The organism is Paenibacillus paridis (assembly GCF_006345825.1).
In the GTDB taxonomy this organism is placed as follows: domain Bacteria; phylum Bacillota; class Bacilli; order Paenibacillales; family Paenibacillaceae; genus Pristimantibacillus; species Pristimantibacillus paridis.
Map to the genome: position 1 here is coordinate 142573 of NZ_VCIX01000082.1, position 14128 is coordinate 156700.

The window sequence follows — 14128 nt, forward strand, 5'->3', positions numbered from 1 at the left end:
TGGCTTGTCCAGCGTACTTTTCTTCTTCATTATACACCGCAGGCGAGCACCAAAATCATGCTCAAAGCCGATTGACAAATCGTGCCAATCCACTTACTCTGAATTACAGAGTAATCTGAATGAGTGTGACTAAGAGGAGGAATCATTTCATGCAGACTGTGATCCAACTGGATCAGCTATGCAAGCGGTACGGCAATACCACAGCCGTCGACCAGATTACGATGCAGGTGAACAAAGGGGAAATCTTCGGTATTGTTGGGCCCAATGGTGCCGGAAAAACAACCTTGATTGAAATGCTCGAGGGCTTGCGGCTGCCAGATAGCGGTTCCGCGACCGTCCTCGGACTCGACATCCGAAAGCATGCGATGGAGATTAAGCAGCGGATCGGCGTTCTGCTGCAAGCCACGTCCATGCCTGAGAAAGCCAAAGTCCGCGAAGTGCTGCAAATGTTTGCCTCCTTATATCATAAGAGCACGGACCCCAAAGAAATTTCCGCTTTCCTTGGACTTGAAGATAAGCAAAACGCATTCATTAAGTCGCTCTCCGGCGGCTGGAAGCAGCGCGTATCGCTGGCGCTAGCGCTAATCAATGATCCTGACATTTTGTTTCTTGATGAGCCGAGCATGGGGCTTGATCCGAATGCTCGCAAAGAGATGTGGGATATGATCCACCGTTTAAAGAAGGATGGGCGGACGATTGTCGTCACCACGCACTACATGGAAGAAGCCGAATATTTATGTGACCGGATTGCGGTTATCAGCCATGGGAAGCTTGTTGCTTTGGATACGCCGCAGAAGCTAATCTCGATGCTGGGCGGCACGAAGCGCATCAGCTTCAGGAACGCTGGAGATACCGGTAAGGAAAGCTTCGCCGGTCTGCCTTATGTTGTTGATGTGGAGTGGGAAACGGATACAGTTAAGCTGCATTCAAGCCAGATCGACGAGACGCTGCAGGCTCTGTTCCGTTTAGCCGCCGAAGAAGGCTGGATGGTTAGTGGACTTAGGCTAGAGGACGCCTCCATGAACGATGTCTTTACCGAAATGACTGCCAGCGGAAAGGGGAGCGAAGGATGAACGCATTATTACGGCTTATCGCTTTTGATTTCCGGTTATATCTTCGGGATTGGCTCACCATCTTCTGGATGCTGATTTATCCGGTTCTGATGCTGATCATATTCGGTTCCATGTTCGGCAACCAGCCTGGCGCTGAAGAAGGCTTGAAATATATTGACTCCTACATTCCGGCATTATGCGCTATGAATGTCATCTCTGTCTCCGTCTTCACCTTGAATATCAATATGATCACCCAGCGGGAAAGCGGCATTTTGCGAAGATACCGGGTCAGCCCCATTCGTTCAGCCTCCGTCCTGCTCTCTCATTCTATTCAAGGCGTCTTTCTCGTTCTGGCAGGCGCGATCGAAATCATTCTCGTAGCCAACTTCGTATGGGATATTCATTTTTCCTTCCCTTCTTTACTGCTGCTCTTCGCTTGCCTGCTGTTTGGCTGCCTCAGCTTCTTCTGCCTTGGCTTTGCCTTATCGGGACTTGCCAAAACGCCAGGAGCAGCAAGCGGCCTGGCCATGATCGTGTTTTTCCCGTCGCTGTTTCTGTCCGGCATCTCTATGCCGGTGGACATTCTGCCGACATTCATGCAGAAGCTGAGCCAGTGGCTGCCAATGTCTTATTTCGTTGAGCTGGCCCAAGGCGTATGGCTTGGCGGCTCGATCACCTCATTCGGTACCGAGCTGGCGGTTATGCTGGGCTTCGCGGTCGTGTGCTGGTTATTGGCGTTTTTTCTTTTTCGCTGGGAAAAATAAAACGGGAAACCCCGCTAAATTAGGGAGCGTTCACATTGAACAAACAACAGGAAGCAGCCTCGGCGGACTCGCTGCAGGCGCTGCGCGATATTGATTTTATTAAACAATTCATTCATCGAAACAAGAAAAAACTGGACCACTCCCCGCCCTATTTGTTCATATGGGGCACCTATCTCATCATCGGCATGGTCGGTATGCAATTTGACAATGTGGCATGGCCCATGTGGTATTTTTCGATCGGCACCGTCATTGGCGGCGCGCTTTCCGCGATTATCGGCATTCGGCAAGGCCGTGCAAGCCAAATGCGGGAGAAGGATGCCAGCGGCTGGATGTTCGGCTTGCCCTTCCTCGCTATGGTTGCCGCCGGCTGGATCATGATGGCAACGGATATTGTGAGGACCGAGTATCTGCCTCTGTTTTGGTTCATGCTGGTCGGGATTCTGTACGTTTCCATGGGAGCATGGCTTGGCAAAGGGCCGATGCTGCTCGGCGTATGGTTCATTTTGCTGGCTGCTCTAACTAGACTATTCTTCCTCGACTATCAATATTTGCTGCTCGGCTTGCTCGGTGGAGGCAGCGTTATTCTTACAGGCTTGTGGCTGCAGCTGCAGAGGAGGCGTCATGAGTGACAATTTGCTGGATGCGATTGATGAGACCATTCATGCCAAAGCACGCCTTGGCATTATGAGTCTGCTGATTGCAAACGGCGATTGCGACTTTGGCTTCCTGCGCGGCGAGCTGAAGCTGACCGAGGGCAACCTCGGGAACCATATCCGCGTACTGGAGGAAGCCACATACATTACAGTAACCAAAACCTTCGCCGGCAAGCGGCCCAAAACGATTTGCTCGACCACTCCGCTAGGTCTGGAAATGTTTGAGCAATACATTTCCGGCTTGGAAAAAATCATCCGCATGGCGCGTGGAGCAGAGAAGAAGCCCGAATAGTCAGCTGCTGCTGGCCCTTCAGGCTTCTTGTTCGTTAATAGGAGGGTGGCATGAATCAATGCTTGCTGCAGCAAAAAAAGACATGCGCTCTTCAACACAGCTGCTGGCCGCGTGTAAGAGCGCATGTCTGGATCCATCCCTTAAAATACTTTTGTCGTCCACGATTCGCAGTTCCATGTGTCCGTTACGACATCACGGTAAAATTCCGGTTCGTGGGAAATGAGCAGGATGCTGCCTTTGTAAGCTTTCAGAGCACGCTTTAGCTCGTCCTTCGCATCAACGTCCAAGTGGTTGGTCGGCTCATCGAGTACCAGCAGATTCGTTTCATTGTTGATCAGCTTGCAGAGACGGACCTTAGCTTTCTCGCCGCCGCTCAGCACTGCGATTTTGCTCTCGATATGCTTCGTTGTAAGCCCGCATTTCGCAAGCGCTGCACGCACCTCAAATTGCGAGTACGAAGGGAATTCCTTCCATACATCCTCGATACAAGTGTTGTAATTCGTTTCCTTCATTTCCTGTTGGAAATAGCCGACCTGTTGATGCTCGCCACGCTGCACCGTTCCGGATATCGCCTGAATTTCTCCCAAAATACTGCGCAGCAGCGTCGTTTTACCGATTCCGTTGGCGCCGACGAGCGCAATCTTCTGTCCGCGCTCCATACGAAGGTCAAGCGGACGGGACAACGGGCTGTCATAGCCGATGACAAGATCCTTCGTTTCAAAAATAAGCTTGCCGGAGGTTCTGCCATCCTTGAAATTGAACTGCGGCTTTGGCTTTTCCTTAGCAATCTCGATGACTTCCATCTTATCAAGCTTCTTCTGCCGGGACATTGCCATATTGCGGGTCGCGACGCTCGCTTTGTTGCGTGCCACAAAATCCTTCAAATCCGCAATTTCCTGCTGCTGGCGCTTGAATGCCGATTCCAATTGCTGCTTCTTCATTTCGTGAACCTGCTGGAAGTATTCATAATCGCCAACGTAGCGATTAAGCTCCTGGTTCTCCATATGGTAAATCAGGTTAATAACGCTGTTCAGGAATGGAATATCATGCGAAATCAAAATAAACGCATTCTCATATTCCTGCAGGTAACGCTTCAGCCATTCGATATGCTGCTCGTCCAAATAGTTGGTCGGCTCATCGAGAAGCAGAATATCCGGCTTCTCGAGTAGCAGCTTGGCAAGCAGAACCTTCGTCCGCTGACCGCCGCTCAGGTCATTCACGTCCTTGTCCAATCCGATATCGGTAAGCCCCAGGCCGCGGGCAGTTTCCTCGATCTTCGCGTCGATCAAATAAAAATCCTGACTCGTCAGCGTATCCTGAATCGTTCCGACGTCCTCTAGCAGCTTCTCGAGCTCCTCCGGGGATACATCGCCCATCTTCAGGTACATGTCGTTCATCTCTTGCTCCATGTCGAACAGATACTGGAAAGCACCCTTCAAAACATCGCGAATCGTTGAACCTTTGCTCAGCACTGCATGCTGGTCAAGGTAGCCTACGCGCATGCGCTTCGACCACTCCACCTTGCCGTCATCCGGTTGAAGCTTGCCCGTAATAATGTTCATGAAAGTAGACTTTCCTTCGCCATTGGCGCCGATTAGTCCGATATGCTCGCCTTTCAGCAGGCGAAACGATACGTCATTGAAGATCGCGCGATCTCCAAAGCCGTGGCTTAATCTTTCTACATTTAATATGCTCATGCATGACACCTTTTCTTTTGGAATATTCTTGCGTTTATACGCTATTGTCTTATCCACATTTTAAGTGAAAACACAGCCGTGAGCAATGTTTAGCAGGGTTAAATTCATCGAAAACATGCAGTTTACGGGTGGTTTCTTTTGCACAAGGCATGCCAATTCGGCATTTTAGCATTAAAATGGCCCCAGCATTTGCATATTAGGGTAGCGGAATATAATATTTCGGTCGCTGTGCGTGCCGCACGTTTGGAGGGATTGCGTTTATGGCGAGTTTAAAATGCAAATTAATTTCTCCGGTTTAAGTTACATGGAATTAATCCCGTTAATTTAACCGATTTAAGCTTATCCTGGCGTTTAACTGGAATTTCTCCTGTTAATTCGAAGGAATCAGCCCAAAATGACAAGGAACAGCCAGATTAACGGTATGAATTCCTGTTATTTCAATCTCCAAGCGAATCTCGCTATTTTAACGGGAGGAATTCCTGTTATTTCAGTCTTCAATCGAATCATGCTCATAACCAAACTATAGCCCCCCCTAAACCGGATGAGAGCAACTCATTTCGTTATCCTCTAAGCACACACTTTATTTAGTTATAAAAGCACGACTAGTCGCTCCTCTGACGACCTCAGAAAACAAATAAAAGGCATACCCGTCTGATCGCTTTCCTAATTGCATTCTATCTAACTGATTTGATTGCATATAAAACGCAGGTTGAACTTAGACATGGCAAAGGGACCCTCACGGCAAGCCGCCATGGGGTCCCTTCCAAGCTAATAGGAGAGGCCTGCCCTCTCCACAAACTCACATTCGAGTCGAATGCTAGTCGATTAGTCTTTACAATTGAGCTAATCCATCATTCGCTACTCTGCTATTAGCAAATCTCTTCAGCCGCGCTGCCGCTTCCAGAAGAGGAAGGCTGGGAGTCAGATGACGAAGACGATGGAGCAGCCGTTGCTTTCGGTTTCACTTCTTCTTTTTTCACGAAGCTAATCGATTTTTTCTCTTCTTTCGCTGGAGCTGCTGTTGGTTCTGCTTTTACTTCCTCTTTTACAGGGGCAGCCGTAGCTTGTGGTTTAACCTCTTCTTTGACAGGAGCTGCAGTCGCCTTAGGGGCTGCTTCTTCTTTCGCCGCCGCTGGTTTCGCAGGTGTTTCTTCCTTTACAACGGCTGCTGCTTTAGTAGTCGCTGCTTCTTTAACTGTGGATACTGCTGCTTTGGAAGGCGCTTCTTCTTTCGCTGTAGCAGCTGCTTTCGCAGGCTCCTGAGCTTTTGTTGCTGTGCTGACTGCCGGCTGCTCTTTTTCAGTTGCTGCAGCCGTGTTCACGACAGGCGTGCTGCCTTCAGATGCTGCGTCGGCTTTCTTCTCTTCTGTTACCGGAGCTGAAACGACTTCCGGTTTGCTGTCAGTCGCATCTGTTGCTGCTTCCGCTTGCTGCACTTGAGTGGTTACCGGATTGCTTTTCGCTGCCGAAACCTCATCGTTTGGCTTGTTGGCGGATACCGCCGCGTAAGTGGAGATCAGCGCAACCGCTGCTGCAATGCTTAAAGTAAGAGTCAATTTTTTCATAATGAAGACCATCCTTCCGAATTTCCTGTTTTTTTTTTGAAAATCAATACAGTCATAAAAATCATTTTTCTGGTATTACCGCTAGCGTGTTCCCGAATCACGGCGAACGGCCAGTCGGCAGCATTGGTTACTGTTCTTGCCATATCTGCAATGATGCTGCTGAAACAAAAAGTCGGACACTGTCAGCAGACCTGCTGCGGTAGCCACTGCTGTTGCAGTCATGAGTGCAGTCTCCGGTACGCCAGCTATGCCAAGAGAAACAGCCAAGGCCAGATCGCTATTTGTATGGTCGGTATGGACTTTCCCCCTTCTGGCTTCTGTACTCGGATAAAAAAAGAAGACCCAACAGGAGCGCCGCTGCGCTTTCCCATTGAATCTCTGGTGGTCCAGTAGATTTATCGTTCTTATTTATCCAACAAAATCATTGGTTGCTTATTTTGTTCGTATTCCTATCTTATTCGCCTGTTGTACTCCTGTCAATCTTTATTTCGTTTATTTCCCATCGTTTTTATCGGAATTACAAAAAACGTAGACTGGATAGACACAAATCAAGATTAAGCTGCTGATACAAGTCCAAAATCATACGGTTACTGGAGCCGCAGGCTGCACCTGACTAGCTCCTTAATTCCGTTAAATCACATGCCTAGGACAAGCTCGATGCCTGCTCTCTTGCATGCTTTATTCAGCTCCGCTGCGGGAAGCTTGTCCGTAATGACGCGGTGCACATGCCCAAGCTCGGCGAAGGAAATAAAGTCCTTGGCGCCGAACTTGGTATGGTCCATCAGCACATTGACTTCCGAGGCTTGGCGTATGGCCGTTTTTTTGATTTCCGCTTCATACATATTGGAATTGCTGAACCCATGCTCGGCAGTTAATCCGGTCGTTCCTAAGAATACGCGGGAATAAGCCATCGATCCGATCATATTTTCGGCAAAGGGCCCAATCACGGTAGATGTCGCCTCCAAAATCATGCCCCCGGACAAAATCGTCGGAATCCGCTTTTCCTGAAGCTCATTCGCGACGTTAAGCGCATTCGTGACGACCGTAATGCCAAGGCCCGGCTTCAGCGCACGCGCCACTTCAATCGTCGTCGTTCCCCCATCGATAAAGATGTACTCACCGGTTTGAATCAACGCTGCCGCTGTGCGGCCAATGCTTGCTTTCTCATCCGCCCTAAGCCCGGTTCGGTCCTTCAAGGCGATATCCTTGCCTAGCAAAATCGCACCGCCGAACGTCCTTCGCAGGATGCCCGCCTGCTCCAGCTTCTCCAAATCCCGGCGGATCGTCATTTCCGTCACCGTGAACATCGTTTTCATATCATTCATCCGGATTTCTCCGTGTATCTCGAGCTGCTCCTTTATCCGTTGCTGCCGATCGTTTAAGCTGGTAGGCATGCTGCGCCACTCCCGTTACAATATTTCATTTATATCTTCTTATTATTGCAATGGTTCAGCCAATGTTCAACTCCCAGTTGTAACGAACGGACTGTCCCTGCTGCAAAATAAGCAAACGGCGCTGCTGCGCTTCCTCCGCAATGCCCCCTACCAAGCCATTCGAAGGCTCAATGCCGAGCACGTAGCTGCCCGCGCCCGCCATTTTCCACTGCACCAGATGCGGAAGCGTATCCTTAGACCAGCTTAACGCAGCGGTTAGTGGAACGGTCCTGTTCCCGGCTTGCGGAAAGTTAGGCTGAAATAGCCTAACCTCTGCCTTCGCGGCCGGCTCCAGCCCATGATAATAGACGCGCTCTTGAAATCCCGCTTCTGGCTCCTGCCACTTGTCGTAACCGACTAAATCCGCAGCGGCCTCTCTTGGTGTAACCGAACCGGCAGGAAACTGGATCGTAGACTCCGGGGACAGAAGCGGATATCCAAAATTAAAATGGTAAAGCATCATATGAGGCGCAGGGTCGCTGCCTGCATTTTCCACAAGGTCGGTCACTGTTATTTTGTTCTCTCCAAGACGCGAGCGGATCTCGCGGTGCATGCGCAAATGGCCGCCAAATAATGCCGTTTCCTCAACCGTGCCGCGGATCACCATCTCATATTCGTCTCCCTGCCATACTCCCTCGGCACATACCTGGCGAGCCGGCAGATGGTGAACTCGTCCGTGCAGGCCATAGCTTTTCCCTTCATAGACAGAAGGAGAACCCGCATTCATTAATCCGCAGGTCATCATCAGGCCGCCGGAAGCCGTTCGCAGCCAGCCTGCTCCCTCCGGCTCGTAATACATCGGATGAACGTCGCCTCCGGCTGACTGCCAGCTTATCGGGACGCCGCCATATTCCGCCAACGAAAAATCAAGGCCTTTGGTCGGGGTGACGGTATACGTTAGCCCCGCGCCTGTTCTCACTTGAATAAACTCCATGCCGCGCTCCGGGCCCTCATCCCCCAAATAACGCCGGATGCCGCCGATTTGCTCGAGGCGTCCCACATGCGCAGACAGTTCCCTACGCGTCCATTGCCGACCATATAAATGCATTGATTAATCCTCTATGATAACAGGCATACGCTGAATGTTCGGGTCCGTGAAGATATCAAACTCATCTCGGCTTGTGCTGGAAAACTCCGACACGACCGCGCCTTCGCTCCCGGCTTGGAACCAGTGCAGCGTCTCCGGCGGAATCGTATGCTGCTGTCCGGGAAGCAGCACGATTTCATGGAATACGGTATAATGTGATCGGCTTCTCGGCGGCAGGGTTGCTTCAATAATGTCCGTCTGCTCGCCCTCCACATAAAGCAGCACTTTGCCGGCCCGGCAGCGGAACGTTTCCATTTTTCCAGGCAAATCGCCTACCGCTGGATGCTTGTGCTCCGGACAAGTCTGACCGGGAAACAATACAAGCTCCTTAGCGCAATATCGGTCCGTATTCACATAAGTCACAAGCTGAAGCCCTTGCGCCTCCAAATCATTGAGCCCAAAGGATGCGACTTCAAGCTGCTCGCGCTCTTCCGCTGACAACACGATTCCTGCAACCTGAAGCAGTTCAGCGGCACGCGCTTGAGCGGCCTTAACCTGACTGCGGGTGATCATAGCTTTTTCATCCCCTTTACCGTTCATTTGTCGTTCGAAGATCTTGTGTCCCCTGCCACACCGCCGCGTCCATTGGCAACGGAATGCGAGCACCCGCAAAAGCTGGCTTAGGCGGATACGCTTCCCAGCCTGCTGCAATGCGAGCCTGTACATCAGCCCAAGTCGGGATTCCGCTTACCGCATCCGGCCTCTCGACATTACACGCCCCGGTGCCCACCGCGCCAAGCAGCGTCTCCTCCGGCTGCAGACCTTGGAGGAAGCCGGCGAGAAAGCCCGCAATGGTGCAATCGCCCGCGCCAGTCGTACCCGCTACCTCTACCTTAAAGCACGGAACATACAGCTCTCGGTTAAGCCAGCCTGCTGCATTTTCCTTAGGGCCACAGCGGCCGGCACTCCCCAGCCTTGCTGCTTCACTTGTCGTGCGCATATACAATCCATGCTCGCCGAGCTTGAACACAACGATAGCCGCCCCCATAGCAAGCAGCTCCGAAGAGAGCTCCGCAAGCAAGGAAGCCTCCACATGCTCAATCAGTTGCTCACTGCCATGGCTGTCTTTCATCGCCTCATAAGTCTCTCTTCTAAGCATATACAAGATTTCTTCGATGCTTGGCAAAAACAAATCCACATAAGGAAGCACTTCCGATAGCAGAAGACGCCAGTCGAGCTGCCCTGCTTTTGCATCCGGGTCCGGCTTCGCCATGTCCATCGACGTGGTGGCGCCTGCCTCCTTCGCCTTTCGCATCAGGCGGCTCAGCTCAGCGCCATCATGCTCATACATGCGTCTCATGAGCGGAGGATAGCCGAAATGAAACAGTCCCGCCTCTAGCAGCGCATCTGCCGTTATATCATCCGCTTGGAATGTATCGTTGGCTCCCGTGCAATGAAGGAACATCCGGTCTACGTGAGGCGGGTTAATGACAATCGAATAGGAGCTAGGCTCCCCTTCCGCTACGATCATGCCTTCCACAAGCGATTCATGCTGCTTTTTTAAAATCGAGAGGATCGCGTCGCCAAAAAAGTCATTGCCTACCTTGCCCATCAGCTGTACAGGAATGCCTAGCCGATGCAAAGCCACTCCCGTATTCGCTACTGCCCCCCCGGTGGAGAGGGCAGCTTCTCCGATGTTGAGCAATTTGCCTGGCACCATTTGGAACGGCCCGCCCTGAATGGAAGGAATAATGTCCAGACAGATATGGCCGCCTACGATGACAGGATAAGAAGCCGCTCGTTTTGCCAACTTAGTTCCCCCATTGAATTGGAATGGTCTTGCCGGATCGGTTCGATTCCAATGCTGCCGTGAATACGCGATGGCTTCCCTCCGACTCTTCCGGCGTTGCGCAGCGGAACGGCTGCGCCATGCCCTCTGTCCCGTTCGCTACCTCATCGCAAAAGGCTGCCCACATTTGAAGAATCGAATCGGAAAAGCCAAATTCAAAGATCGAGCCTGTAATCGTGCCATAAGCCGATTGGTAAGGCGCATCCATTACATGCCACGCTTGGCTTCCGCCAGGCTCATACGGCAGCCAAGCTACCTGCTTCGGATTTTTCGTCGAAAACTCGGCGGATAATTTCGTTCCCTGGATTCTAATATACCACGTATTGGCATGGCCGGGCGCAATCCGTTTCGTGGAAAGCATCATCGGAAACTGCTGCTCCTCCGTCTTTACCTCACATGCCAAAATCGCATTGTCCCACGTCTCGCAAGGCGACATGCCGCCTTTGCCATCTGGCCGCTCTTCCACGACCTTGCTTAGCAGCGCTCTAACATTTTGCGGCTGCCAGCCGAAGCGAAGCGGAAGATGCAGCACATGCATGCCCAAATCGCCCATACAACCATATTCGCCATTCGTTGCGATTCTCCGCTTCCAGTTAATCGGCTTTAATGGATCAAGGTCGCTGGAATGCCAGAAACCGGCTTCCACTTCTATGATTTTGCCAAACTTGCCTTCCGTTACCCACTTGGACAGCTGAAGGGCACCCGGATAAAAAGGAAACTCCGAAGAGCAGCGCACGATGACATTCGGATGCGCTTCCATTTCCTTTCGAATGAGCGCATTCGCTTCTTGATCAATGCCAAACGGCTTCTCTCCAAGCAGATGCTTGCCGGACCGAATGATATCGGTATACAGCTGGGCGTGCAGGTTATGAGGCACTGCGCAATAAACAGCATCCACATCCGGGTCAGCCAAAAGCTGCTTATAGTCCTGATATGTGCGCTTAATGGTCGGCACCGCTTGTTCAAACCAAGTGGTTGCCGCAGGATTGGCATCGCATACAGCCGTGATGACCGGAGCAAAATCAACATCCGTCAAATGGCACCAGCGCGCTGCTGCGCTGGCGAATTCTTTGCCCATTAGGCCGCAGCCAATGACGCCGAAACGAATTTCTTTTTTAGACATGAGCCCCACCCTCTCCATTCAAAACCGCAAGTGCCGTCTCCGCGCTATCTCCTTTGTGCACAATGCCCATAAGTGCCTGCGTCATGCGCTCCGGATCGGAATGCTGAATGACATTGCGTCCATATACGATGCCTGCTGCACCCTGCTCCATTAATTTCACCGTACGGTTAACGATCTCCTCGTCCGATGCCCGGCCGCCGCCGCGTACCAGAACGGGAATGCCGGAAGCGACCTCGATGACCCGATGATATTGTTCGATTTGATCACAAGGATCGGCTTTGATGACATCCGCACCAAGCTCAACCGCTTGACGGACCAGCGGCATAATTTTTTGAATGTCACCGTCAACCATATAACCGCCCTTTTGCTCGTTAGGCAGCATGACAAGCGGCTCCACCATCAGAACCATGCCAAACCGCTCGCATTCGGTTTTCAGCTTTGAGATGTTTTTGACGCATTGGTAATGCAATTCCGGCTGGTTCGGGAGCATAAGCAGGTTCACACATACCGCTACCGCATCCAAGCGAACCGCATGCTCAATCGCGTGATCAACGACCTCGCTAAACAAATATTCCGGCAGCTTGGAGCCGTAAATATTCGCCGCATCCGTACGAAGCACCAGTCCTGGCTTGTGCTTGCCCGGTATATTTTGCAAATGTCTAGCTTGGCCAAGGCTAAGCTGGATACAATCCGGATTGGCCCGTACGACGGTTTCAACCGCTTCCTTCATATTCTCGATCGATGCCAGAAAAGAAAACTCGTTAAAAAAACCATGATCAATCGCTACATCAAAACATTTGCCTTCCTCGCTGAACATCCTCTTCAACCGTGCCCGTGCTGACATTTGGCTTCACCCTCAACTGTTGTTTTAGAACAATAATGTTCGTTTGTAACATTATTATAGAATGAGACGGAACATATGTCTAGCAAAAGTTGTAAGGAGCTGGGAAGCAGCTTCTACGTGCAGCCGGAATGGTTCCGTTACCGTCTGCCGTGTTTAGATCAATCCGGGTTAGCTTGAGCAGTTTAAGGCGGTTTGGAGCGACAGACGACGGAATAGGTCTATTTTCTAGACCTAATTCTTCCATTCGGGCTATTTTAGCGGAAATAAGCCTGTTTTTTAGATCTATCTGGGTTAGTTTGAGGTATTTGAGGCGGTTTGGAGCTGCATACGACAGAATAGAACTATTTTCTAGACCTAATTCCTCCATTCGGGCAATTTCAGCGGAAATATGCCTGTTTTTTAGATCTATCCGGGTTAGTTTAATGTTGGTTTGGCGGTTTATTAGATAAGCGGGCTCCATAAGTCAAATTTAGCAGCAACTTCCTTATCGTTTTAGCGGTTCTCCTCTAATTGTGCAAGTACGTAAAGATTGCTGATTCGTGCTTTTGCCATAATGCGTACTTCCTCCAATTCATAGTTCGGTTACGTGCGATGAGATTCAAAAGGTTACAACTACGTCCTTCCTTTACCCATAATCGTATCGCATTCGCAGATGGGTATCTTTTTATCCGTTAACTTTTCTATTTTGGTATATACTCTAGATAAAAGGAGGCGTCTACGTATGAAATTCAAAACTACAGTTGAGCTTGCCGGAAAGACTGCTACCGGTTTCGAGGTTCCTGCGGAAGTTGTCGAGAGCCTCGGTTCGGGTAAGAAGCCTGCCGTAACGCTTACGATCCGTGACTTTTCTTACCGCAGCACCGTCGCTTCTATGGGCGGGCGATTTATGATTCCCCTTAGCGCAGAAAATCGCAATGGCGCAGGCGTCGCAGCCGGTGACGAGATTGAGGTTAACATTGCGCTCGATGCTGAACCCCGCGAATTGGTCGTACCTGACGACTTATTGGCTGCGCTTGAAGCCGAGGCTGCCGCCAAAACCTACTTTAATCATTTGTCTTACAGCAATAAGCGGCGCATCGTGCTCAACATCGAGGGGGCTAAAACCGCTGAAACCCGCCAGCGGCGCGTGGAGAAAGCAATCGTCTCGCTAAAAGAAGATCGCATGCCTTAGGCAGCCTAGCCATCTCTTCCCATTGTGCTTTGTTAACCTAGCCATGCTCATACCAAAAAGGCCAACCACACATCGCTGGTTGACCCTCTAACATGCAAGAGCTCTCCCTGAGGTCGCTTTGACCTTTTTTGGGACAGCCCTTGCATGATTTTTATTGCCTCGTGCGCATCGCTTAAAATACCTTTGGATTTGGGCCGTATTGATTATTGTCCTCGCTGTCTTGGCAGAAAAATACAAGGAGAATAATCGCCCCGATAAAAGGAATAAAACCAATCAATAACCACAAACCGCTTCTTCCCGTGTCATGAAGCCTGCGCACCCCTACAGCTAAAGAAGGCAGCAAAATAAACAAAGAATAAAGCCCCGATAAAGCGGGTGCTATGCCAACAATCGATTCGAGTATGGCCAGCACGATAGAAGCAAGGATGTTAAAAAGGATAAACATCCAATATTCTGTACGCCTTGCTCTTCCCGAAAACTCTACGTAGTTTTTAATAACCTTCAAATACCATTCCAATTTTTGATTCCCCCCATTCGTGAATTGATCTTGCAAAGGAATTCAACAACCCCCTATCTATATTCGTTATCGTCCAAAATATGATCCTTTTCATATCGATTACAGAAAAAATAAAATTATCCAATTAACCCAATTCATCCA

At 50.4% G+C, this 14128-nt stretch carries 15 protein-coding genes; 5 read left to right on the forward strand and 10 right to left on the reverse strand.

Annotated elements, in window-relative coordinates; all coding sequences use genetic code 11:
- Positions 1-149: 149 nt before the first annotated feature.
- Genes FJQ58_RS11315 through FJQ58_RS11330 form a run of 4 tightly spaced genes read left to right on the forward strand, consistent with a single transcriptional unit; the run spans position 150 to position 2761 of the window.
- Positions 150-1073, forward strand: a complete 924-nt coding sequence (locus tag FJQ58_RS11315; RefSeq protein ID WP_139993366.1) for an ABC transporter ATP-binding protein — start codon at positions 150-152, stop codon at positions 1071-1073.
- A complete protein-coding gene (locus tag FJQ58_RS11320) occupies positions 1070-1816 on the forward strand; it encodes an ABC transporter permease (RefSeq protein WP_139993368.1) in 747 nt (248 codons plus the stop codon). The genes FJQ58_RS11315 and FJQ58_RS11320 overlap by 4 nt, the downstream gene beginning before the upstream one ends.
- Before the next feature lie 35 nt (positions 1817-1851).
- Positions 1852-2445 carry a hypothetical protein gene (locus FJQ58_RS11325; RefSeq protein WP_139993370.1) on the forward strand — a complete coding sequence of 198 codons (594 nt, stop codon included), beginning with the start codon at positions 1852-1854 and terminating at the stop codon, positions 2443-2445.
- A complete protein-coding gene (locus FJQ58_RS11330; protein ID WP_139993372.1) occupies positions 2438-2761 on the forward strand; it encodes a winged helix-turn-helix domain-containing protein in 324 nt (107 codons plus the stop codon). Before FJQ58_RS11325 ends, FJQ58_RS11330 begins: the two co-directional genes overlap by 8 nt.
- Positions 2762-2901: 140 nt before the next feature.
- Here the strand turns inward: FJQ58_RS11330 and FJQ58_RS11335 are convergent, their stop codons facing one another.
- The 9 genes from FJQ58_RS11335 to FJQ58_RS11370 all read right to left on the reverse strand — a co-directional run bounded on the left by FJQ58_RS11335 (position 2902) and on the right by FJQ58_RS11370 (position 12299).
- Complete coding sequence (locus FJQ58_RS11335) at positions 2902-4458, reverse strand: ABC-F family ATP-binding cassette domain-containing protein (RefSeq protein WP_139993374.1); 1557 nt, start codon at positions 4456-4458, stop codon at positions 2902-2904.
- Between the two features lie 869 nt (positions 4459-5327).
- Positions 5328-6023: a hypothetical protein gene (locus tag FJQ58_RS33185; RefSeq protein WP_139993376.1), complete on the reverse strand. Its 696-nt coding sequence runs from the start codon at positions 6021-6023 to the stop codon at positions 5328-5330.
- Between the two features lie 81 nt (positions 6024-6104).
- Positions 6105-6245 carry a hypothetical protein gene (locus tag FJQ58_RS32310; protein ID WP_162341443.1) on the reverse strand — a complete coding sequence of 47 codons (141 nt, stop codon included), beginning with the start codon at positions 6243-6245 and terminating at the stop codon, positions 6105-6107.
- 413 nt (positions 6246-6658) lie between these two features.
- Positions 6659-7417, reverse strand: coding sequence for a DeoR/GlpR family DNA-binding transcription regulator (locus tag FJQ58_RS11345; RefSeq protein WP_139993378.1), 759 nt, complete (start codon positions 7415-7417; stop codon positions 6659-6661).
- 55 nt (positions 7418-7472) lie between these two features.
- Positions 7473-8504 (reverse strand): aldose 1-epimerase family protein, encoded by a 1032-nt coding sequence (locus FJQ58_RS11350; protein ID WP_139993380.1) that lies wholly within the window; start codon positions 8502-8504, stop codon positions 7473-7475.
- 3 nt (positions 8505-8507) lie between these two features.
- The gene (locus FJQ58_RS11355) at positions 8508-9056 is read right to left on the reverse strand and encodes a D-lyxose/D-mannose family sugar isomerase (RefSeq protein WP_139993382.1); all 549 of its coding nucleotides are present in this window, start codon (positions 9054-9056) and stop codon (positions 8508-8510) included.
- A gap of 16 nt (positions 9057-9072) precedes the next feature.
- The gene (locus FJQ58_RS11360; protein WP_238403991.1) at positions 9073-10293 is read right to left on the reverse strand and encodes a carbohydrate kinase family protein; all 1221 of its coding nucleotides are present in this window, start codon (positions 10291-10293) and stop codon (positions 9073-9075) included.
- A gap of 1 nt (position 10294) precedes the next feature.
- Positions 10295-11455, reverse strand: coding sequence for a Gfo/Idh/MocA family protein (locus tag FJQ58_RS11365; RefSeq protein WP_139993384.1), 1161 nt, complete (start codon positions 11453-11455; stop codon positions 10295-10297).
- Positions 11448-12299, reverse strand: a complete 852-nt coding sequence (locus tag FJQ58_RS11370; RefSeq protein WP_139993386.1) for a class I fructose-bisphosphate aldolase — start codon at positions 12297-12299, stop codon at positions 11448-11450. Before FJQ58_RS11370 ends, FJQ58_RS11365 begins: the two co-directional genes overlap by 8 nt.
- Positions 12300-13020: 721 nt before the next feature.
- Between FJQ58_RS11370 and FJQ58_RS11375 the strand changes: the two genes are divergently transcribed.
- Entirely contained in the window at positions 13021-13470 is a 450-nt protein-coding gene (locus FJQ58_RS11375; RefSeq protein ID WP_139993387.1) for a YdeI/OmpD-associated family protein, read from the forward strand.
- 172 nt (positions 13471-13642) lie between these two features.
- Here FJQ58_RS11375 and FJQ58_RS11380 read toward each other — a convergent pair whose 3' ends face one another.
- A complete protein-coding gene (locus tag FJQ58_RS11380; protein ID WP_139993389.1) occupies positions 13643-13987 on the reverse strand; it encodes a DUF805 domain-containing protein in 345 nt (114 codons plus the stop codon).
- Between the last annotated feature and the right edge of the window lie 141 nt (positions 13988-14128).